Below are 20870 nucleotides of genomic sequence, written 5' to 3'. Positions count from 1 at the left end.
ACGGTCGCGTCAGGAGTGCGAAGCGCCGGACTGCGGATTGCCGAACGCACCCGAGAGCCGCTGCGCAGCGCTAACGTCGTTTGCGTCCTGCAGGGCAGATCCGAAAAGTGCCGCTAGCGATGACCCGTGCTGAGCAGCGATCTCGACCTTTTCGTTGGGCCGGCGCGCGCCGATCCGTGCGAAGAAGGCGCGCACCGTTTCACGGGGAGCCTGTTGTGTAGAAGCAGCCTCCAGCTCGGTGATCTTCCGGCGCAGCGCCGGATCGTCGCGTCGGATGGCGAGCTGACGATAGATCGCAAGCGCTTCGCCGTGCAACCCCTGGCTGAGATAAAGCGCCGCCATCGTCTCAGTGACGAATGGAGATGACTCACGATCAGCCGCTGCCGGTGCTTGCTGAGCAACGGGCGGCTCAGGCGCCTGAGCGGCCGCGGGCGCCGATTCCTCACCTTGGCCAGCCTCTGCCGGTTCGGCCGCGGCAGACGCCATTTCCGGGGCAGCGTGGGCTACGGGCGCGGGTTCCGCGGCAACGTCAGGTGCCGCCGTGGGCTCCGTTTGCCCCAGCTCTTCCGGAGTCGGTGCGAAAGCGGCCTCCTCTTCGGGCATGAACTCGGCGAATCGAAGCGGTGTGCGCTCCTCTTCGCTTTCGTCCGACCAGTGCATCGCCTCTGCCGCGGACTCTGCGGTCGGCTCTTCGGGGCTAGTGTGCCACGGACCTTCGATGACCGGTGTGGACACCGATTCGGGATTGGCTGAGGCGTCCGTCGCGGCTGGCCATTCAGTCACCTCGAACGACTCGCTGGAAACGTCTTCGAACACTTGTTCGGATTCCAGTTCGACTGGCTGCGGCTCGGCCCGCTCTTCAGTGGAGAACGGAGTCTGCGCCATGTCGGGCTCGGAGAATATGTCTTCCAGCCGCACTGCCGACGCATCCGGAGCCGGTTCGGGGCGAATAGTAGGCGGGGCCTGACGTTCGGGCGTTGTGGCGGCTGGAGGCCCGAAGGCCCTGGTGCCGGGCGCGGAAAGCGAGGTGAGGAACGCCGAGATTTCCTCGTTTCGCGGGTCGAGCTCGAGAACCTTGCCGTACCAGCGCATGGCGCCGACGTTGTCGCCGGCGTTTCGGGAGATGTCGCCGAGGTTCCTGAGGGCGATGATGTTCTCCGGATCGAGACTGAGCGCCTGCTTGAAGACAGCGGCGGATTCCTCGGTCTGACCGGCATCGTGCAGCGCCTGGCCGTACACGATATAGCCGCTCATGTGATTCGGCTGCTGCGGGAGGTAGGTCCTGCAGAGTTCGATCGCGAGCTCGGCGTCTCCGGCCTTACGATACTCGTTGGCCAGCGGTGCGAAGTAGCGCTTTGGGTTCTCGTCGAACTTGTGTTTTAGCTCGTCCAGCCGGCCCGTATCGGCCATCAACGTCCTCTCGTTGGGGAAACGTTTGTTTCGCCGACTGCGGCGCGAAGTGGGGAAGATACTTCCCCAACCTTGATTTTGTCCACTCTGGGGAACAGCTTACCGGGCTATGCTACAATCGATGCGGAGTTCCGCAAAATACATCTGGATTTTCGTCACCGTCGCTTTCATCGGCGGATTCCTTCTATACGAATCGTCCGGCCTCTTCGGTAGTGCCCCGATAACATCGACCACAGCTGTGGCGACTGTCAACGGGCAGGACATCCTCGTAACCACCTGGCAGGCTCTGTCATCGCAGCTGGAACAGCAGCGGACCGCGTCGAGCGGCGAGTCGATCTCGCTGGACGAGCGCGATGCGATTCAGAATCAGGCCTTCGACCAGCTCGTGAGCGACGCACTGCTGAGCCAGGAGATGCGGCGGCGCGGAATCACCGTTTCGGTGGACGAACTCACCAACGCGGCAAAGTACAGTCCGCCGCCGCAGCTCATGCAGGATCCCGAGCTGCAGACCAACGGACAGTTCGATCTCGAGAAGTATCAACGCTTCCTCGCCAGCCCCACGGCGAAGCAGAGCGGACTGTTGTTGCAGCTCGAGAGCTATTATCGCGACGCTATTCCAAAGCAGAAACTGTATCAGCAGATAACGTCCGGACTCTGGATCTCGGATGCGACGCTGTGGATGAACTACCGCGATGCGCACGACAGTGCGGCAATCAGCTATGCGGCGTTCCTGCCGAGCGATGCGGACGTCGCTGCCGAGCCTGTGAGCGATGCGGAGATTCGCGCGTACTACGACGCGCACAAGAAGGACATGGCGCGCACCGGACGTGCGCGCGTGACGTTCACCGAGATTCCGCGAACTATCACCGCGGCCGACTCAGCGGCAGTGAGAAATCACGCGGCAGCGTTGCGCGACAGCATAGTCAGTGGCGCCGTGAAGTTCGAGGACGCAGCAAAAGCTGAATCTGTCGATTCTGCATCCGCGGTTCGCGGCGGCGATCTGGGCAAGGGTGTGAAGGGGCGGTTCGTTCCTGCGTTCGAGACAGCCGCCGCAGCACTCAAGCCTGGCGAGATATCGCCACCGGTGCTCACGCAGTTCGGATATCATCTCATCCGCCTGGATGCGCGCAACGGCGATACGCTCGCGATGCACCACATCCTGCTGCACATCGCTCAGAGCGATTCGGATGCCGATCGCACGGACCGCAAGGCTGATACTCTCGCCAAGATGGGCGCCTCCAGTGAAACGCCGGACAAGTTCGATGCGGCGGTAAAGGCGCTCGGGCTCAAGACATACACGGCCGACGTGATTGAAGGCCAGACGCTCGTTTACAACGGGCAGCAGATTCCGAGCGTGTCGGCGTGGGCGTTCGGTGGAGCGAAGGTGGGCGAGAGCAGCGATCTGTACGACGACGACGCTGGTTATTATCTGGCCCGGCTTGATGCGCTGACGCCCGGTGGAACACCGTCGCTCGATGCTGCGAAGCGCGATATCAAGCTGTTGCTCGCACGCAAGAAGGCGGTTCAGAAGCAGGTCGATCCGGCTCGCAAGTTCGCGATCGCGGCGTCGGCGAGCTCACTGGCGCAGGCTGGTCAGTTGCTGAACACCCGGGTAGTCAGGACCGACGCATTCACGCGCGTCTCCGGAATCCCCGATGCACCGAATGCATCGAGGATCGTGGGTGCGGCGTTTGCGCTTCCCGTCGGCACGGTGAGCGAGCCGATCGTCACGGACGAGGCGGTATACGTGATAGAGGTGAATCGACGCGTCGATGCCGATCGGAAGACGTTCGACGCTGCCAAGGATCAGCTGCGTGGCCAGTACCTGAGCTCCATGCAGCAAGGTCGGATTCAGGAATTCGTCGCGAACCTCAAGTCGGCCGCGAAGATCACCGACCGCCGCAAGGAAGTCGAAGCGGCGATGCGGCGTACGTCCTCCTGATTGGACCCCGTCGTCATCCCCGCCTTCCGCGGGGATGACCGGTCCTGCGAACGAAAAAGGGGGACGAGCGAATTGCCGCTCGTCCCCCTTTTCAAAATCTTTCCGATTTCTTAACGCGGGCTAGATCAATCTGCGCGGCTCGCGCGTCGATTCAGCGTCGGTAGTCTGAGATGTCGATGGGCGCTGCAGATCTTCCGAGGTAAGGCGCGGCGGAGGGCCGGCATCGCGGTTCGTCACGTTCCGCTCGATGTCGTTCATCTCCTTCTTGAACTCCTTGATTCCCTTGCCTACGGAGCCAGCAATCTCAGGGATGCGTTTGGCGCCGAATAGAAGCAGGATCACCACCATGATGATGACCAGTTCCATGAAACTGAAATGCGGCATTTCCATAACTCCCTGACGGGGAAAAAAGTTCGCTGCCTACGTCCAGCAATATATCCGCTCTAAAATAACGAACGCGCAATCAGATACGCCAGAAGTACCCCCAGGAGACTCAAAAGTGACACGTCGACCGCCACCGGGCCGATGGCGAACTTGAGGATCACCAGATCCACGGTCAGCGGCCCGAAAGCAGGCGTCACTCCGGTAGTGAAGAACTCCTTGACCGCGCTGGGCGGGAGAAAGCGCCGGGAGACCTGCGTCAGCAGGCCACCCGCGATGAATCCTGTTGCCAGGACCATCCCGTAAAAGAATGCGCCCTTTCGGGCGGCTCCGCGTGGTGGCATCAGGCGTGTCGCTCCATTACGTAGAAGATGGCCGCGCCGAGGGCGTCTCGGGCGGAAGTTGCAGGAAGGCCAAGCAGCGCCGTTCGCGCCTTTTCGGCATACTCGGAGGCCCGTTGGCGCGCGTACTCCAGCCCGCCCAGCTCCACCACGATGCGCGCCACGTCGGCGACATCGTCGTCTGCAGGATCGGTTACCTGGAACAGCGCATTGATGCGACTGCGCTCCGTCGCCGACATGGATCGAAGAGCGGCGATCAACGGCAACGTGACCTTGTGCTCCCGCAGATCCAGTCCACTGGGCTTGCCCGTCGTTTCGGACGCTTCGGTGTAGTCGATCAGATCGTCGGTGATCTGAAAGACCATTCCGAGCGCATCGCCGTACTCGGCAAGTGCGTCCACGTGGGCGGGAGCGCCGCACATCGCGCCGACGCGACATGCCGCCGATATCAACGACGCCGTCTTGGAGCGGATCAGAAATTCGTAATCCTGTTCGGAAAAGCTGAGTGGCTCGATCGTCGAGAGCTGCGACAGCTCGCCGAGCGACATCTGCGTCGATGCATCCACGAGAGCGCGTATCGCGGCCATGTTATCGAGCGCGACGAGCTGTGTGAGCGCGGTCGAGTACAGGAAGTCGCCCATGATCACCGAGATCTGGTCGCTGAACAACGAGTTGATCGTCGGCATGCCGCGCCGCAGCATGGAATGATCGACGGCGTCGTCGTGCACCAGGGTGGCGAGATGCACCATCTCGACCACCGATGCGACGACGACTGCATCGCGTGTCGGCGTGCCGGCAGTGTGACTGGAGAGCAGCACGAGCGTCGGGCGAAACATCTTCCCTTTCATTGCAAGGAGATGTCGCGCGGCGATAGCGAGCAGGGGTATGTCGCGCGTAATGGCCTGCTCCATCTCCTCGCGAACCTGCTCCAGATCGTCGCGCACCGGCGCCTGCACCTCTTCCAGCGTCACGACGTGCAGATCGTCACTCGCATCCGGCGCGTCGACTGACCACGCCGTCACGCCATCTGCTCGGCGCGTTTCAATCGCTCACCAATGTCACGGAAGTGAATGTCCACCGCGAAAACACGGCGGTAGTAACCTTCAGCGTTCTGCCACAGTTCCAGTTTCTCGCTTGCGTAGCCGAGCAGGTACAGCACGCCGACAAGCTTGGTGTCATTCAGTCCGGATTCCTTGAGTGCACCGCCGAGCGAGCTGATCGCGACCTGGTACTCATTCTTCTCGATGAAGCTCTGCCCGAGCGACTCATATGCGCGAACGCGTCGCTCGGGAGACGCGTCGCCGCGCATCGCTTTCTGGAACTGCGCGATCGCTTCGTCGAACAATCCCATCTCCATGTACGCGACGCCAAGATCGTAATGGCTGTCGGAATCGCTCTCGTCGACATTGGCTGCGACGCCGGCCTTGAACGTCTCGAGCATCTCCGAGAAATCCGTCTGTACGTCGCCCGGCGTCTTCGCTTCTTCCTCCGCGGTCATGCGCGGATTCTTGGGGGGCTCGCCCTCCAGAAGCCATTCGTTGAGGTCGACAAAATCATCATCCGTGCGTGCGGCTTTCTGCGACGCCGCCTGCTCCTCACGTACTGCATCGACGGGTAGAACGCCGAGATCATCGGGCAATCCGCCCTGCATCTCACCGACATCGCTCGACAGCGCCGCGACATATCCAGTGAGCGCGTCGGCCATGGATTGATCGGTGTGGTCGGCGACCTGCGGCGGCTCCTCGGTGCCGGCGGCCGACTGATCGGCCGTAGCGCCCAGTGCCGACTCGTCCGCAGCCGGCGGGGGTGAGAGCGTGTCGTATGACGTGTGCTCGATCGCGAGCGGTTCGATCTCGCGATCGGGCCCATTCGTAGCGAACGATGTCGCCTCGAACTCGTCCATCGTCGGCCCCGGGCCGCGTGCCTGCTCCGAGATCATCGACGTCAGAGGGTCTTCGAGAGGAGTCAGTCCGGCGAGCGGCGACTCGTCGAGAGTTCGCTCCGAACGCGCATCTGCCGACGGTGGAAGCTCGACGTCGTCGAAGCCCTGGGCGGAGAGCGGACGGGACACCGTCTCCTCGGCCGGACCGGACGGCTTGGCGCCATGTTTACCGTAGTCGACATCGATGAAGACCAGCCCTTCCCGCTTGGCTTCCTGACGCGACATTCCGATCTGCGGCGCAAAGTCGGGGTCGAGGGTGCGAATACGTTCCAGAGTTGCGGCAGCCTCAGCGCCGCGGTCCTCCGACAGCATCGCCTCGTAGACGATCTGGAGCTGCTCGAGCGCCTCCTGTGTACGACCGGCGCGTCCCAGCTGCTCCGCCAGCATCAGACGGACGTCGTCCTGCCCCGGGCAGAGATCGGCGAATTCCTTGAGGGCGCGGAAGGCCTCGCTTATGTCGCCTGCCTTCTCCATCCTGGCGGCATATTCCAGAAAATTCTGCTTGGCGTCGGAATTGAAGCCCTTCTTGGCGCTGATCTTTCCGAGCTTGTAGTAGATGACGGACCTGTCAGGCGCGTGGCGGAGCACCTTGTTGCAGAGAGCGATGGCGTTGTTGAAGAAGCCACCCTCGGAGTACAGGTCCACAGCTGTCTCGTAGTAGGCGACGGCCTTGTCCAGCTCGCCTAGGCGCAGGTGGAGATCGCCGACCCGGTTGTAGAGCGGAATATCGAGCTCGTCGGGGATTCCGGCCGCAGCCTCTATGGCCTGCGCGTATGACGTGAGGGCACGATCGTACTGTCGTTTCTGCTCGAATTCGGCAGCTTTCCTCTTGAGCTGGGCGGACTTGGACATTTCAAGGGGAAGTTAACGAGAACGCGTGAGGTCGGCCAGAATGACCGGTCCCTTAAGTGGCCTGATGATCGAGCGGAGATGCCATGACATCGCGGATCCGGGAGAGGCGCAATGGCGCCTGAGCCTCGCCGCGGCACGCGTAGTAGCATGCATTGCAGTTGACTGGTTCATACTTCCGGAAGTCACGCCAGTGGAAGTCGACCGGGAAGTCCGGACAGCGCTTCACGTAGCCGGCGGGGTCGATATGGATGGTTCGGATGCCAGACCGGCATGGCTCGGACGTTTCCCCACGGACATACCGGGGGATCTGCTCGAGGTAGTAATCCGAATTGGTGATGATGCCGCGGCGCTCGCGCTTGAACGCGAGGAGCTCCGCTATGACCTCCTCGAGATGCCGGACTTCTGATTCCGGAATCAGCCCCTCGGCGTTGCCGTTCTTGCTGTCGGTGTAGCAGCTGAAGTTGACTCCCACGCCGAGTTCGGCTGCGCGGTGCACGATCGAGACGAGCTCACCGACGTTGGACCGCTTGATGACGGTGTTGAAGCGGATCGCGTCGATTCCACGCTCGCGCATCGCGGGAACGTTGCGCATGATCCTCTCGACGAGCCCCGGGATGCCACGAGCATCGTCGTGCCGCTCATCCAAAAAATCGAGGGAGATGTTGAACTGATTTATTCCTGCGTCCCAGAGGGATTGCGCGCGCTCGGGCGTGAGCATCCCTCCATGAGTGATGAGCGTCATGTACTTCACGCGAATCGCGCGGTCCACCGCCGATACGAGATCTTCGAGATCGCGTCGCAGCGTCGGCTCGCCTCCCGTCCACGTGATCATCATCGGATTGAAGAACCGTGCAGCGTCGGCGAAGCTCTTGAGCTCGTTGTCGCGCTCGGATGAGTCCGTCTTCCAGTAATCGCAGAAACCGCAGTGGGCGTTGCAGCGAAGAGTCACCTCGAAGTGGACGAGGATCGGTTTCCGGACCAGTGTGAGGTATGCGTATTTGGCCAGGAAAATCGGGACGTCCCACGGCGCGAAGCGAGCTGATAACAACGGTTAGCGAATGTCCTGCTGCCGGTAGGTGGGCTTGTCGTAGTTGAACTTGAGGTCCGGCTGGGCCTTGTTGCCAATCATGAAGCTGAAGTATGAGTTGCCATTGGGACTCTGGCTGAACGAGAATATCGCACGCCAGTCGTGCAGATCGCGTTGCAGTGTCACCTGATTGCTCGCGAATGCGTGATTTACAACGTCATACAGCGTCCCCCAGCTTGCAGACCACTTCTGCGTGATGTGGAAGGTAGTGTTCGCGTTCAACGTTTCGCGTGGCGGAACCCGGACAAAGACGCCGCCGCCGATCGGGTCGTTGGTGTTGTTGACCGTCGTCTGCGGATTGAGGAGTGTCGTCTGCCGGCACTGCTCGAACAGGATCGGATTGGACGAGTACGGCGCGCAAACCAGCGTCGGATCGAAGTTGATGACGTGGCCGCCGACGGGTGGGCGCTGGCGGGTCGAAGCGAATGTGATCTGGCTCGACCATCCCTGTGTATCGTCGATCGCATACTGCATGTCGCGCCGGTAGCTGCCCGCCACTGGCATAGACGAGAGTCGCGCCGCGAGCTGGTCCTGTTCGCTCTGCTCCACAGTCGGCGTGGGCGTCGCCGCCGCCGGCCCGTGGCCGAACAGTCTGCTGATGGCAGCGACGATCCCCGTCTGTCCGTTGAGCGTAAACGACGCGTTGATTCCCTCGCGGAAAGGCTTGAACCGTGCCGTATCGCTCTGAGTGTCGCCCTGGAAGAGCGAATAGGTACTGTTGAAGCTGAATCCGGGGAGCAGATCCGACGTTGCGCTGTACGTGAAGGAGTTCGTCGTGAGCCCGGTACGATGCGTTTCCCGGGCGCGCTCGAAATCCCACGTCGCTGCGGAGAAGTCCAATCCCAGCAGCTTTATCTTGCGCCCTTCGTCCGACGATCCGGTGTCGGAGCGCATCTTCGCCTCGAACACCTGCGTCAGGCCGAACGTGATCTGCTCCTGCGGCATACTCCCGAGGAAACCGCTGGCGGAGTGGTTGATCGCGGCGAGGTAAGCAGCGGGAACTTCGCCCGCAGGTGAGTATCCAAAGCTGATACGCGGCGTGATGGAATGCCTGATGCGCGTGATCGGTCCAATACCCGGGAACAGCGCGAACAACGTCGGAGAGATCCCGAGCGAGAACGTCGGGCGCTTGCTCTGATGTACCCACTGGCCATTGGAAAACTCGGACTGAACCCAATACGATCCGCCGTATACGTTCTGGAATGAAACGGACGGGTTGAGATTGAGCGTGCCGGGGAAAAAGCCCGGCAGACTGAATGCAAAATTGAAGTCGGCCTGGTTCGTCGCGGATCGCGCGAACGTCCGGTTGTAACGTTGGCTGGTGTCGGTCTGACTGACGAATGTGCGCGTTACAGGATGGTTGAGATCGAGACTCTGCACATTCCCCGAGAGATCGAGCCGGAATCCGTGGATGCTTATCGGCGTCGAGAACGACGTCGACTGAGTGGTCTCCGAAGCCTTGACGCGCGAGCTGTCCGACACTCCGGCAGCGTTCGTGAAATAGTGATAGAACAGCGCCTGCGACTCGTCCATGTTCACCTTGGCCTGACGCTGGAAGCTCAGGCTTGGGGTCCAGTCCAGCCAGCTGGCGAGCGCGATCGTCGGGCTGGTCACACTCAACGTTGGATAGTTCTCCTGAATCTGGGTGCGGCCGGAGTACTGATCGCGGTGTCCGCCCAGATCCATGGAGAAGGGCCCAACCTTCTTGCTGTAGCGGACGTCGGAGCTGATCGCCGAGAGCTGCTGCTGCGGATTGAACGTCGTTCGCTGCAGCACCGTGGTGTTGGTGGTGAAGTTGACGTTCGCGCTGAAACGGCTTGTCGACGAAAATTCCTGCGAGTGATACCAGGTGACCGCGGTGTTGCTGGCTCCGCCCGGCTGCGCAAGGTGGTTCGCTGCGATTCCGCCAGTGATGAAGCGGTCCAGCCAGCGATACCTGAACTGGCCGTTGACGCGCGAGAAGCCCGGATCCGATAGCGTTCCGCGAGCACTGCTTCGCCAGTCGTACCACGCCTCGGCGTCCATGTAGTCGCCGAGGTTGGCGTAGTAGCCGATGTTCTCGACATGGCGCCGGTACGCGGAGCTGTTGCGAACGAATTCACTGAGCCCGAAACGTGGCGTGAGGATGCCGCTGCGCCGGCCGTTTCGCACGTCCTGGAAAAGAAACGGAAGCCAGAAGACCGGGACGCCGCCAACATACAGAGTCGCGGGACGTGCAACGAGCAGGTTCTTCGAGACGAACTTGATCTCGCTGGACTTGAAGTAATAGTCCGGAACGCTGTCGTCACAGCTCGTGATGATACCATTGCGTACGTAGTAGGCACTGCGCTTCGCGGGTGTGGTATCGCGCACGAACGCTGTCTCCTTGCCGGACAGATAATAGCGTTGGCCGCTCTCGACAGACGTGCTGATGTTCGTCGCGGTGCCGCGGCCCTGCGCGGTGTTGTACGTGACCTTGCCCCTCGCGATCACGTCGGCGGTCTGCTGCGACGGATCGTGCAGAATCACCGTGTCGCCCATGGCCGTGACGAACTTGGTCGAATCATTGTAGAGCACCGTGTCACCGATCACGATCGTCTGGTCGCGTCCGACCGCTGCCGGCTTGCCGCGGATCCTGAGCGCCTTGGCCTGCGCGTCGAACACGACGTTATCACCCTGATAGCGTGTGGCGCGGAACCCGGGTCTCTTCATGAGTGCCGTCGCAACCGAGTCGGAATCCGACGACCAGGTGACGAGTGGCGCTGCCTGCGGAACAGTGTCGCGACGCGTGCTGTCGCGGGCGGTCGTATCACGCCTGGCGGTCGTGTCGCGTCTTGGCGTCGTATCGCGCTTTGGCGTCGTATCGCGCGCAACCGCTTTTGGGATAGTATCGCGCACCGGCTTTCGTGCAGCGTTATCGACGCCCTGCGCGCCAACGACTGAAGCCGCGCTCATTCCGAGCGCGGCCACAATGATCGCGTAGAGCGATGTCCGAATCACGCCGGCGCTCCCAGCCGGCGCGGTGCATCCCGGACCGGCGGTGGCGGAGGCGGCGGCTCATCGGCGGATCCGCTATCGTCCCCCGTCTCACTTCGCTGGCGCCACTTGTAAACCATGCGTGACAGTACGATGCTGAGCTCGAACAGTCCATACATCGGGATCGCGATGGCGAACATCGCGGTCGGGTCCGGCGTGATGAAGCAGCCGACGATCAGCCCGCCGACTGCCGCGTATCGTCGGTACTTGGCGAGGAAGTTCGGGTTGGTCAGACCGAGTGCGGTGAGTCCCATTATCACGATCGGAAGCTCGAACGCCGCGCCGAACGCGAGACACATGTAAATCGCGAAGCCGAAATATTCCGACGCCGCGATCATGGGTTGAAGTGCGGATGACTCGACGCCGACTAGGAACTTGATCGTCATCGGCAGGATCAGCGTGAACGCCATCGCCACACCGGCGATGAAGAGCACGACTATGCCGCCGAGTACCGGGAGGACGAGCTTCTTTTCGTGCGAATACATGGCGGGGGAGACGAATCCCCACAGCTGGTACAGAATGACCGGTGACGCGATGACGAATGCCAGCGCAAAGCCGGCGTCGAGCACGATCTGAAACGCATCGCCGGGATGCAGGTAGATCAGCTTGGCGCCGTGCAGGTAGGGTGTGATCGGTCGTGAGAGGAACTCGATCACGTCGAAGTGCGGCACCTGCGTGAACAGAAGGAACGCGATGATCGCGCCGAACGCGAACGCCGCAGCACACCTGAACAGTCGCTGGCGCAGCTCCTCGAGGTGATCGAGGAACGCCATCTCGGCCATCCCGCCAGCCGTGCGACGCCTAGCCACGATCGCCTCCGCCTGCTACTTGATAGTCTTTATGCGGTCGCGAGCCAGCGCAGCCTCGTCGGAGCGCGGGTATTTCTTGATGAGCTGGTTGAACAGGTCACGCGCCTTGTCGCCGTTGCCAGCCGCCTGCGCCGCAACACCGCGCTTGTAGATCGCCGTCGCCGCTCGCGGCGAACCGGCATACTGCGATGCGACCCGTGCGTATACGGAATCCGCAGCCGCGGTATTGTTTTCCGCAGCGTACGTCTCCGCGATGTAGAACGCCGCGTCGGGTGCCACATCCGACTTGGGATACTTGGTAATGAGATCCTGGAAGGCCTGACGCGCAGCGGCGTTGCTTCCCTGCATCATCTGCTCACGCGCGACCTGGAACAACGCATTGGGTCCGGGTGTTGCCGGCGCACCAGTCGAATCCGGCGCCGCGGTCGCGCTCTGACGCTCCTCGAGCGACGCGCGCACTTCCTGAATGCGGCGCTGACTCTGGCCGGTCAGCTCCTGCACTTGCAGGAGTTGCTGCTGAACGGACGACATGCTCGACGTCATGTCGGAACGAAAGCGCGTGAGACGCGTGCTCAGCGCGTCGAGCGAGTCGTTTGCCGTGCGCATGCTCGCCAACGCGCGATCCAACTGAATCTTCCGAGCGGAGTCGGCGGCAAGTTGTTCTCCGCGCATCGTGCGGATGTCGCTCTGCAGCACCTGCACGTCCGATTGTGTTGCGAAGCAGCCGGCGAACAACATCGCCAGCGGCGTCGCGAGAATCATCTTTCTCACTGACTGGCTCCTCCAGATGTCGGCGCGAACTCGGACCGACGGTTACGCGACCATGCTTCCTCGTTCTCACCCTGAACCGCTGGCTGCTCCGCGCCCATGCTCGTGATCTCGAGCCGGCTCGCATCGATGCCGTTGTTCACCAGGAACGCCTTTGCTTCAGCGGCGCGCCTGAGACCGAGCGCAAGATTGTATTCGGAGGACCCACGATCGTCCGTGTGCCCCGTAATGCGCAAATGGATCGTTGGCTGTGCCTGCAACACCGGAACCTTGGCAAGGAGCAGCGACCGCGCCGCTTCGGTCAGATCGGCCTTGTCGAAGTCGTAGTAGATGGTCGCGGCAAGCACCTTCATCGCGTCCGCGTTCTGAGCGGCCTCGCGCTGCTCGCGCTCACGCACTGCGCGCAGACTGTCCTGCTCCGCCTGCGCTCTCGCGATCTCGGCCTGCCGCGCTGCATTCGCGCGCGCGATGGAATCGGCGCGTGCGCGATCCAGCGAATCGTTCCCCGCAACAGGAGACGGGGAGAGCGGAGCCGGAACCTTGTGGCACGCGGCGACAAGTGTCACCGCAACGACTGCGATTATGGTTTTGCTCGGATGCATTGACGCGAGGGGTTAGGGTTTGAGGATCGGCGACCACGCGGCGAGCCGCGCACCGGCGGCGTGAGTCAGCTGACGCATGCGTCCTGACTCGGCATCGAGCACCCACAGCTGGCGTGGTCCCGTACGCGTCGATGAGAATACCATGTGGCGCGAGTCGGGCGCCCACGCAGGATCTTCGTTCTGGCCATCGCTCGTGTATTGCTTGGTAGAGCGGTCCCGCATGTCGATCGTCATGATCTGAAAGTTGCCGTCGATGCGCGATTCGTACGCAATCCGCCGGCCGTCCGGCGCCCAGTCCGGCGACGCACGATAGGCCTGCTCGCCGTACGTGAATTCGGTGAGCAACGAAGGATTGGTGCCGTCAGCGTCCATCGTATAGACCTCCGGATGGCCGGCGCGACCGGACATGAAAGCGATCTGTCGCCCGTCCGGACTGAATGCAGGTGACGTATTGTCGCTCCCCCTTCCGACGGTGATCCGGCGTGACGGCGATGCGTCGCCCTCCTGCATGACCATTATGTCGGTGCCGCCTTCGCTTCCGCTCGCGTACGCGATGGTTCGTCCGTCTGGTGAATAGGTCGGCGTGATGTTGAGACCGCGCGCCGTTCCGCTCAACCAGTGCAGATCGCCCGTAATGAAGCTGTACACGGCGATTTGCGAGCCGCTCGGCGTGAAACCGCAGAAGACGAACTTGGTGGCGTCCGGGCTCCATGCAGCCGACATCGCGAGCGTCACCGACGTCAGCTTTCGTGCGTTCTCGCCATCGCTGTCGATCACCCATATCTGCTTGTCGCCGCCGCTGAACAGGATTCGCGTCGTCGCTGCGCCCGGAGTACCGAAGATCCAGCGCTCCACTTCATCGCTCGCGCGATGCACGGCCATACGCCACGCGGGCGAGTTGACCTGATCCGTGAGCGGAAAGCCGCCGATCTGAATTCGCTTTTTGGCCGCGACGTCGTACATCGTGATGGTGATTCCCGTCAGCGACCGCTGCGGACGCAGGATGGCGACGACGCCGAGCTTGGCGAAGATCGGGTAGTTGAAGTCGTCACCCGTTTTGGGCATCATGGCGCGCGCCGATTGGTCATCCAGCGTTATGACCGTCGCTCGATCGTCATAATCGATGTCGCGCTGAAGTATCGCACGTACGGAATCGCCGCCTGTGGAATCCATGGGCAGCACGAGCACGCCGGGCTTGGTGCCAAGCGTGTAGTTGAGTCCGAGGCGGACGCCTTCAGGCACCGTCGGGTTCTGTGCGCGGGCCGCAGCCGGCGCCAACGCGAGCGCCGAGCTGGCGACCGCGGCAATAAGTATTTGTTTGAGTTGCATCACTGCAGGAAACGAGGATCGAAGCTGAAAACTACGGGGAGGACATCATCCCGGAAACCGTCGGGAAGCGGACCGAACGACGACGATGCGCGCTCGACGGCTCCCTGAGCCTCCAGATCGAAGGAGTAGACTCCGGACCGGTGGACGAATTTCACGTCCGTGACGCTGCCATCGCGGTGAATGAGAAATGACATCGTCGCGCTCAACGGGGAGTTCGGGTTCTGGACGCGAAAGTTCAGCGCTATCTGCCGAACGATGTTGTTGAGATACCCGGGAAATGGAAAGTCGATACCAGCCGTCTGTACGGTAGCGACATCAGTACCACGACCGCCTGTAGGGCCACCTCCGGCCTTTGGGGCCTTGGTAGCTGGCGCGGCCTTCTTTGGGGGAGCTTCCACTGGCGTCGCCCGCGTCGTGGGCGCTGGCGGGGCCTTGCTGGGCGCGGGAGGCACTGAGGACGGTGTCTCGCGCATCTTTGGCGGGGTCGGAGCCGGATTCGTCGGAGCCGGAGCCCGAGTGACCTCGCCAATGGCTCGCGGGCCCGGTGGCGCCGCAACGATATTGACCTTGTAGATCGGAGGAAGGACTACCGGCGGACCCGGCCGGAGTGCCCAGATAGCCAGCCCAAGAATCGTCAGATGCACCACAGCGGACACACCCAGCGACCCGGTGAGTCCACCATCGCGCTCGCTACTATTCAACGCGGCATGTCCTCCGGTTCGGCGACGAGGCCGACGTCGGTGGACCCGCTCGCTCGCATTACAGCCAGTACTCGCACCACCATGCCATACGGTACACCCTGGTCGGCGCGAAGATACACGCCGTTTTTTCCGTGCTGGCTCGCCAGGGCCTTGAAGCTCGCCCGGAATTGCTCGTAGGTAAGCTTGTCCTTGTCGACGAATATCTCACCGGCACGATTCACCGTCACAACCAATCCGCTCTTGGCCTCGAGCGGCCGCGCTTCAGCCTTGGGAAGCGCCACATCGACGCCGCCCTGCATGATGGGCGCCGTGATCATGAAGATGACCATCAGCAGCATCATCACGTCGATCAGACTCACAACATTGATCTCGGCGTTGATCGGTAGACGCTCACCACGCCGACGGCCGCGGTTCGCCACCTAGATCCGTCCCTCGCGCACGAGAAGCGCGATGAGCTCCGTGCCGAAGCCTTCGAGCTCGCTGTCGATCCGATTCAACCGGTTTGCGAACAGATTGTAGCCGAACACCGCGGGGATAGCGACGGCGAGCGCGGCGGCGGTCGCTATCAGTGCCTCTGCCACACCAGGCGCAACAGCACCGATGTTGCCGGAGCCCTGTGACGCGATTCCGATGAACGCCTCGATTACGCCAAGCACAGTGCCGAAGAGACCGATGAGCGGGCTCACCGACCCGATGGTGCCGAGCGATGGGACGTAGCGCGAGAGTCTGTCTCGCGCAGCGTTGGTCTCCGCGTCGAGCACGAGGCGGAGAGCTTCGACCTGTGATCCGCTGAATTTCGCTGCGCGACCCGCAGTGGCAGCGAGCGCGGGCGTCACTTCGCGCAGGAACTCGCTCGCACGCCGCAGTACGCGGCCGTGCGGCAGATCACTCGATTGTCGCGCGGCATCCACTGCCGCCTCGAACGACGACGCACGCTCGAAGTTCAGCATGAACGCACTCGACTTGCGCGTTATTCCACGGAATTGCGCCCATTTCGCGAACATGATCGCCCAGCTCACGAGCGACAACGCGATGAGGACGCCGAGTACGATCTTCGTTGGCGCGGTCGCGCTGACCACCATATCGAGAGGCGTGGTCGGCACCACGCCGACCTGCGCCCAAGCCAATATCTGAATCACTACAACTCCGTCGGCAAAACGCCAAATCTAAGCCGGCGTCGTGCATAGTGGCATCGTTGTTACGACATCCGGTTATGGCATCTTCGCTGTGAGACGGGCCGCCATTCCCGTCTGGATCTCGGGTTGATCCTGATGTACGACGATTCCACTGGCACCGAACGGAGTGACGCGAACGATCGTCACCCGCGCCGTGGCGCTCAGGGGTGCCGGCGTTCCATCACTGAACTGCCCATCGCTGAGCAGCGTGAACTGGTCTCCCGGCCGCACACCCTTCGCCTCGCCAACTGCGAGAATCACGTACGTCTGCACCGACGGAAGCCTGGGCGAGCCCTGCACCCAGACCAGCTTGGCGGAAAGGGGGTAGCTGCCGGCCAGAGGGCGCGTAGAGGTGCTTTCGAACGTTCGTCCGGGTAGGACAATCCTCTGCCCCGGAACGACTGTTCCAAATTGCTTGACGATAGTGCCGATTGCCTGAGACGTACCGGCGAGCGAGTCGATGCGCATGACGGCTGTCGGCTCGATGACACGGCCCACGTCGGCGATGGTTTCGCCGGTTTTCGCGACGACCACCTTGTCGCCGACGTTCACCCCTGCCGGAATCGATACGTAGACCCGGTCGAACAGACGGAAGCCTGCGTCAGATGAAAGACCGAGCGCTGGCCGGTCGACGGGCCCGATCACGCGGCCCGCCTCGAGCCGTCCGTTCTCGGATACCACGTAAGGCGCCGCTTCGTATTCACCGGGACGCACCGTAAGGGCCGGCGGCATCGCCGTTGCGGCCGCAAGTCTTTCGTCGACTGTGCTCTGGTGCTCGGCGAATACGGTCGGCGCCTGCGCGCGCGTCTGGATCTGGGCGACGACAAAGCCTGTGGAATCCACCCGGGCCGCGACTTCCGGCTTCACTGCCGATCCGTCGATGGTGAGAACCTGCCCGGGATAGATCCAGTGCGGGTTCTTGACGATGTCCGTATTCGCGTGAAAGACTTCAGGCCACCTGAACGGGTCCTTGAGGTAGAACTTGGCGATGTCCCATAGTGTGTCGCCCGGCTTGACCGTGTGCTTGACGACCGATGGGGTTGCTCTGGCAGCCTGCGCATTCTTCGCGGGCACCACCTGCGCCTGAAGCGCGGGCGCGGTGACGGCTAGAAGGGACGCGACGATTACGGCCGCGCGTGTGGCTCTCGCGTGTCTGTTTGGCATCGTTGGAGGACGACCGGGCGAGTGAAGCGGCAACTTTGACCTGCGCCCAACCTACGATCAGCGATGCGTTCGCGAGGTACCGGATCTCATCCGCCGGTACCCTGTTCTGGCGGAGCTACAACTGCCAGCGTGGTCCAAGAGCCCAGAAAAAGACAGCCACGCCGAGGATGACCGCGACGACGCTGGCCGAGCCGACGATGGTCCACTGGAAGGCTTTCCAGCGGGCGGTTCGCGGCGTCGAGGTGTGAAACAGAATCCCCCAACCCGCGAAACACCAGACGACGTAGCATGCGGAGAGCAGCATCCACGATGCGCGGTCGATTGCGGCGGCCGCAAGTGCAACGCCTCCGCTGGCGGCCGCGATCACTGACAGATCGCCGTAAGACAGTCTTCGAGCGGCCGACGCGAGAACCGCGAAGATGCTCTCGCGCGGCGAGGCCAAAGGTGCGACGTGTTGCATGTCCCCCTCCCGACTGGCGGTATACCAGTGAATCTAGCGCTCGCCAGATCCACTGGTAGAAGGCCTATCTTCCCAACCAGTAATTCACCTTGATCTGGAAAATGTTCGTCGGTCTGTCGCTCAACAGTGCGGTGCGATCGCGTGTAAAGTCGAAGTTTCCTACGTCATTGGTGCCGGAGCGCGTCTGAGTCCAGACGAAGAACACTGTCGAGCCTGGACGGTACTCCCACCGCAGCACGGCGTTTCCGATCAGGGAGCGATATGCGAAGTTCGGATCGCCGAAGCTGAAGGGCTTCGCAGGTCCCGCGCCGTCGGGATCGACGGTGTACGTCGCTCCGGACGTCGCCGTTGCCGGCGTGCGTACAATGGTGCCAGCATCCTTGCCATAGATGACTTTCGTGAGTGCACGGGGCGCCGCGAATTCACGGAACGACGCGTAGTCGCCGCTCGAGAAGTAGGGCTGCGCGTACAGCTGCAACGTGAGATTCGGCGTGAATGTCCAGTTGATGCGCGTGTCGAGCGACCAGGTCTCAGCCCTGAGATAGGCGAACACGTAGCGATGGCCGTAAAACGCCGTCGCCGTCGGATCGGTCTCCGTGGTCACGTACTGCGCGTTGTCCTCGTTCGAGCTGAACGTCGGCGTAAGGCTGACGAAGATGCTGGACGCCGGCTTGAGCGCGATTCCCGGGGCGATGGATAGCTGATGGCCCTGGCCACCGACGCTCGGACCACCCTGCACGGAGACGTCGAACACGGCGCGCGCGCGCGGATCCGTCGAGACCTGACCCATCAGGACCTTGTAGCCGCTACGCATGACCACCGGTCCACCACGCGTCAGGCGATCGTCCAGCACAGCTGGATGATAGATGTAGAAGCTGCGCAGTCTCCAGTAGTTGAGAAAATTGATCTGCGTGAAGACCTGCCCCTGCTGATCGGTGCGATCACCGTCGTAGTTGAACTGCTGCTGGCCGCCCGCCATGAGCATGGCGCTGCGATACCAGCTTCCCGGGAGACTCCAGTTGCGACCGATGTTGAAGTTCATCCACTTGTAGTCGGCGCGATCGAGATACGATAGATCGTTCACTTCGAACCCGGGGCTGCGCCAGTTCTGGGCCGTTTCCCAGAACCAGTTGCCGCTGGTCTTTGCAACTCGCGTATACAGGCCGTATCCGCGCAGCGACGTCGCATTGCTGTCGTACGCTGCACCGAACAGTCCGTCGCTCCGAACCCGCCGGTCGGGCCGCTGGAAGTAGTGTGCGCTCGACTGTTCGGTCAGTCCGATCGCCTGTGTCGATCCGGCAACGTTCGACGCGGCAATGGATCCCATCCAGTCGTAGTCACGATGGCTCCACCGATGATTCCAATCGAGTCCCACGGCTTCCGCATGACTGCGTAGGCGATCGGACAGAATCGTGTCGTTCATCTGCCGCGCGACGGACGTGAACATTCCGCCGATGGTCGTTGCTCCCTCGCGCAGGTCCTTCTTCGCCCTGCCGACGAAATAGTTGCTGAGCGGCTCGACCGGCTGCGTCACCGTGGGTCCGCCTGGCGCCGCGACGTACTCGGCGCTCTCCCGGTTTGTAAGCGCGTCGAGCATGCCCACGGTGATGCCACCCGCGGTGCGGCCGGTAATCTTGGCAGCGCCAAGTATCGATGTGGTATTGGGCAGATCGCTGAACGCCGAGAGACCGCTGACGAAGCTGTTCAGCTGCGGCGCTCTGCCAATGCGCCTGGAATAGAAGAGGCCAAGGTTGGAAGTATTGCTGCAGAAATTGCAGTTCATTCCGCCGTAATCGAACGCGCTGCTACCCGACACGAAGAACGGGCGCTTCTCGTCGTAGTACGTTTCGTACGCGGACAGGTTGATTGTCGCGGGATCGACTTCCACCTGACCGAAGTCGGGGTTGACCGTTGCATCGAGCGTGAGATTCGATGTCAACAGATACTTGAGGTCCATGCCCGTCGCGAGATTGGTCGACGTCGATTTGTGAAATGGATCTGTCGGCACGGCGTACTTGGAATGCACACCGCTCAGGACGTATGGCAGCAGCTCGAACTGGCGTGGCTGCGCGCCGATCTTGAGACCCGTGAGATGACCGTAGAATGCCGGCCCTCCAGACTCGCTCGTTTTCCAGTACGCCCACATGTCCTGCTCATTGAGCCGGTCCACGTAGCGCCAGACTTCCATTCCCCACGTCTGCACGGAGTCGCGCGAGAATCGCAGCTGCGAAAACGGGATACGCATCTCCGCGGTCCAGCCGAGTGAATCGACGTGCGTCGCGGCCTCCCATATGGGATCCCAGGACGGATCGCCGTCGAACTGATCGCCCTTGACGCCCTGCGGATTCACCTCGAACCAGGCCTCGTCGATGTGATTGTGGTACGGATCGAGGACAACTATGATCTTGTCCGTCGTCAACGAATTGAACGAGCCGTTATTCCCACTGGCATCCAGCAGCTGGTCGCGTCGCGCCAGCGGAGCGCGAACCCCCTTCGCCCCGAGCGAGTCGTTCACGCGAGCCCCGATATACAGGGCCTGATCGTCATATAGAATGCGAATCTCGGTGGCTTGCGTCGCTGGCAGGCCTTCGTGCGGTTGCTGCTGTATGAACTTTGTTATCGGTGTCGCTGCCTTCCATGCAGCGTCGTCAAGCTTTCCGTCGAGTGTGATGGGTCCTTCGCGCCGCGTCGCAACCGCCACCGGCGGTGTGCGCGGATGAATCGACGACGTGGCAGTTTCCTGAGAGTGGACTGCGACTGGTGCGAGGGCGAGCAACGCCAGAACTGCGGACCGATATACGTGCATTGGAAGTTGTGTCAGATAAGTGTCTGGTTTCAGCCATCGCGTGGTTAGATGGTACCAGTAGTCAAAAGGTTGCTTGCCGCGGGCGC

The 20870-nt window shown here is 62.0% G+C and carries 18 protein-coding genes; 1 reads left to right on the top strand and 17 read right to left on the bottom strand.

The genetic code is table 11. The features are described 5' to 3' along the window. Positions 1 to 9: 9 nt before the first annotated feature. The gene (locus V4529_01975; GenBank protein MES2357088.1) at positions 10 to 1410 is read right to left on the bottom strand and encodes a tetratricopeptide repeat protein; all 1401 of its coding nucleotides are present in this window, start codon (positions 1408 to 1410) and stop codon (positions 10 to 12) included. 121 nt (positions 1411 to 1531) lie between these two features. On the opposite strand from V4529_01975, the gene V4529_01970 reads away from it, so the two are divergent. Further along, the gene (locus tag V4529_01970; GenBank protein MES2357087.1) at positions 1532 to 3352 is read left to right on the top strand and encodes a peptidyl-prolyl cis-trans isomerase; all 1821 of its coding nucleotides are present in this window, start codon (positions 1532 to 1534) and stop codon (positions 3350 to 3352) included. 120 nt (positions 3353 to 3472) lie between these two features. Here the strand turns inward: V4529_01970 and V4529_01965 are convergent, their stop codons facing one another. The 16 genes from V4529_01965 to V4529_01890 form a co-directional block, all read right to left on the bottom strand. Continuing rightward, entirely contained in the window at positions 3473 to 3736 is a 264-nt protein-coding gene (locus V4529_01965) for a twin-arginine translocase TatA/TatE family subunit (GenBank protein ID MES2357086.1), read from the bottom strand. Between the two features lie 59 nt (positions 3737 to 3795). Continuing rightward, positions 3796 to 4077: a DUF4321 domain-containing protein gene (locus tag V4529_01960; GenBank protein MES2357085.1), complete on the bottom strand. Its 282-nt coding sequence runs from the start codon at positions 4075 to 4077 to the stop codon at positions 3796 to 3798. Continuing rightward, a complete protein-coding gene (locus V4529_01955) occupies positions 4077 to 5096 on the bottom strand; it encodes a polyprenyl synthetase family protein (protein ID MES2357084.1) in 1020 nt (339 codons plus the stop codon). The genes V4529_01960 and V4529_01955 overlap by 1 nt, the downstream gene beginning before the upstream one ends. Beyond that, positions 5093 to 6868, bottom strand: coding sequence for a tetratricopeptide repeat protein (locus tag V4529_01950; GenBank protein ID MES2357083.1), 1776 nt, complete (start codon positions 6866 to 6868; stop codon positions 5093 to 5095). Before V4529_01950 ends, V4529_01955 begins: the two co-directional genes overlap by 4 nt. Positions 6869 to 6920: 52 nt before the next feature. Next, positions 6921 to 7916 (bottom strand): radical SAM protein, encoded by a 996-nt coding sequence (locus V4529_01945; protein ID MES2357082.1) that lies wholly within the window; start codon positions 7914 to 7916, stop codon positions 6921 to 6923. A gap of 3 nt (positions 7917 to 7919) precedes the next feature. Next, the gene (locus V4529_01940; GenBank protein ID MES2357081.1) at positions 7920 to 10934 is read right to left on the bottom strand and encodes a putative LPS assembly protein LptD; all 3015 of its coding nucleotides are present in this window, start codon (positions 10932 to 10934) and stop codon (positions 7920 to 7922) included. Next, entirely contained in the window at positions 10931 to 11779 is an 849-nt protein-coding gene (gene tatC / locus V4529_01935; GenBank protein MES2357080.1) for a twin-arginine translocase subunit TatC, read from the bottom strand. The genes V4529_01940 and tatC overlap by 4 nt, the downstream gene beginning before the upstream one ends. Positions 11780 to 11794: 15 nt before the next feature. Then, positions 11795 to 12541 carry a tetratricopeptide repeat protein gene (locus tag V4529_01930; GenBank protein MES2357079.1) on the bottom strand — a complete coding sequence of 249 codons (747 nt, stop codon included), beginning with the start codon at positions 12539 to 12541 and terminating at the stop codon, positions 11795 to 11797. Positions 12542 to 12546: 5 nt separating this feature from the next. Then, positions 12547 to 13149 carry an OmpA family protein gene (locus tag V4529_01925; GenBank protein ID MES2357078.1) on the bottom strand — a complete coding sequence of 201 codons (603 nt, stop codon included), beginning with the start codon at positions 13147 to 13149 and terminating at the stop codon, positions 12547 to 12549. A gap of 12 nt (positions 13150 to 13161) precedes the next feature. Next, positions 13162 to 14478 (bottom strand): hypothetical protein, encoded by a 1317-nt coding sequence (locus tag V4529_01920; GenBank protein MES2357077.1) that lies wholly within the window; start codon positions 14476 to 14478, stop codon positions 13162 to 13164. After that, on the bottom strand, positions 14478 to 15179 hold the full coding sequence (locus tag V4529_01915; protein MES2357076.1) for a TonB C-terminal domain-containing protein: 702 nt from the start codon (positions 15177 to 15179) through the stop codon (positions 14478 to 14480). The genes V4529_01920 and V4529_01915 overlap by 1 nt, the downstream gene beginning before the upstream one ends. After that, positions 15176 to 15598, bottom strand: a complete 423-nt coding sequence (locus tag V4529_01910) for a biopolymer transporter ExbD (protein ID MES2357075.1) — start codon at positions 15596 to 15598, stop codon at positions 15176 to 15178. Before V4529_01910 ends, V4529_01915 begins: the two co-directional genes overlap by 4 nt. Beyond that, entirely contained in the window at positions 15599 to 16318 is a 720-nt protein-coding gene (locus V4529_01905; GenBank protein MES2357074.1) for a MotA/TolQ/ExbB proton channel family protein, read from the bottom strand. It lies immediately after the preceding gene. A gap of 72 nt (positions 16319 to 16390) precedes the next feature. Continuing rightward, complete coding sequence (locus V4529_01900; GenBank protein ID MES2357073.1) at positions 16391 to 17518, bottom strand: LysM peptidoglycan-binding domain-containing protein; 1128 nt, start codon at positions 17516 to 17518, stop codon at positions 16391 to 16393. A gap of 115 nt (positions 17519 to 17633) precedes the next feature. Next, entirely contained in the window at positions 17634 to 17978 is a 345-nt protein-coding gene (locus V4529_01895; protein MES2357072.1) for a hypothetical protein, read from the bottom strand. 64 nt (positions 17979 to 18042) lie between these two features. After that, on the bottom strand, positions 18043 to 20784 hold the full coding sequence (locus V4529_01890) for a DUF5916 domain-containing protein (GenBank protein ID MES2357071.1): 2742 nt from the start codon (positions 20782 to 20784) through the stop codon (positions 18043 to 18045). Between the last annotated feature and the right edge of the window lie 86 nt (positions 20785 to 20870).

This window comes from Gemmatimonadota bacterium (assembly GCA_040388625.1).
Classification (GTDB): domain Bacteria; phylum Gemmatimonadota; class Gemmatimonadetes; order Gemmatimonadales; family Gemmatimonadaceae; genus Fen-1247.
Note: the sequence above shows the minus strand (reverse complement) of the source record. Positions and strands in the feature narration are given on the sequence as shown.

Coding starts and splice junctions, on each gene's coding strand:
- V4529_01925 (MES2357078.1), bottom strand. CDS start 13,149: ATGCATCCGAGCAAAACCATAATCGCAGTCGTTGCGGTGACACTTGTC.
- V4529_01965 (MES2357086.1), bottom strand. CDS start 3,736: ATGCCGCATTTCAGTTTCATGGAACTGGTCATCATCATGGTGGTGATC.
- V4529_01920 (MES2357077.1), bottom strand. CDS start 14,478: ATGCAACTCAAACAAATACTTATTGCCGCGGTCGCCAGCTCGGCGCTC.
- V4529_01950 (MES2357083.1), bottom strand. CDS start 6,868: ATGTCCAAGTCCGCCCAGCTCAAGAGGAAAGCTGCCGAATTCGAGCAG.
- V4529_01900 (MES2357073.1), bottom strand. CDS start 17,518: ATGCCAAACAGACACGCGAGAGCCACACGCGCGGCCGTAATCGTCGCG.
- V4529_01890 (MES2357071.1), bottom strand. CDS start 20,784: ATGCACGTATATCGGTCCGCAGTTCTGGCGTTGCTCGCCCTCGCACCA.
- V4529_01975 (MES2357088.1), bottom strand. CDS start 1,410: ATGGCCGATACGGGCCGGCTGGACGAGCTAAAACACAAGTTCGACGAG.
- V4529_01960 (MES2357085.1), bottom strand. CDS start 4,077: ATGCCACCACGCGGAGCCGCCCGAAAGGGCGCATTCTTTTACGGGATG.
- V4529_01895 (MES2357072.1), bottom strand. CDS start 17,978: ATGCAACACGTCGCACCTTTGGCCTCGCCGCGCGAGAGCATCTTCGCG.
- V4529_01930 (MES2357079.1), bottom strand. CDS start 12,541: ATGATTCTCGCGACGCCGCTGGCGATGTTGTTCGCCGGCTGCTTCGCA.
- V4529_01970 (MES2357087.1), top strand. CDS start 1,532: ATGCGGAGTTCCGCAAAATACATCTGGATTTTCGTCACCGTCGCTTTC.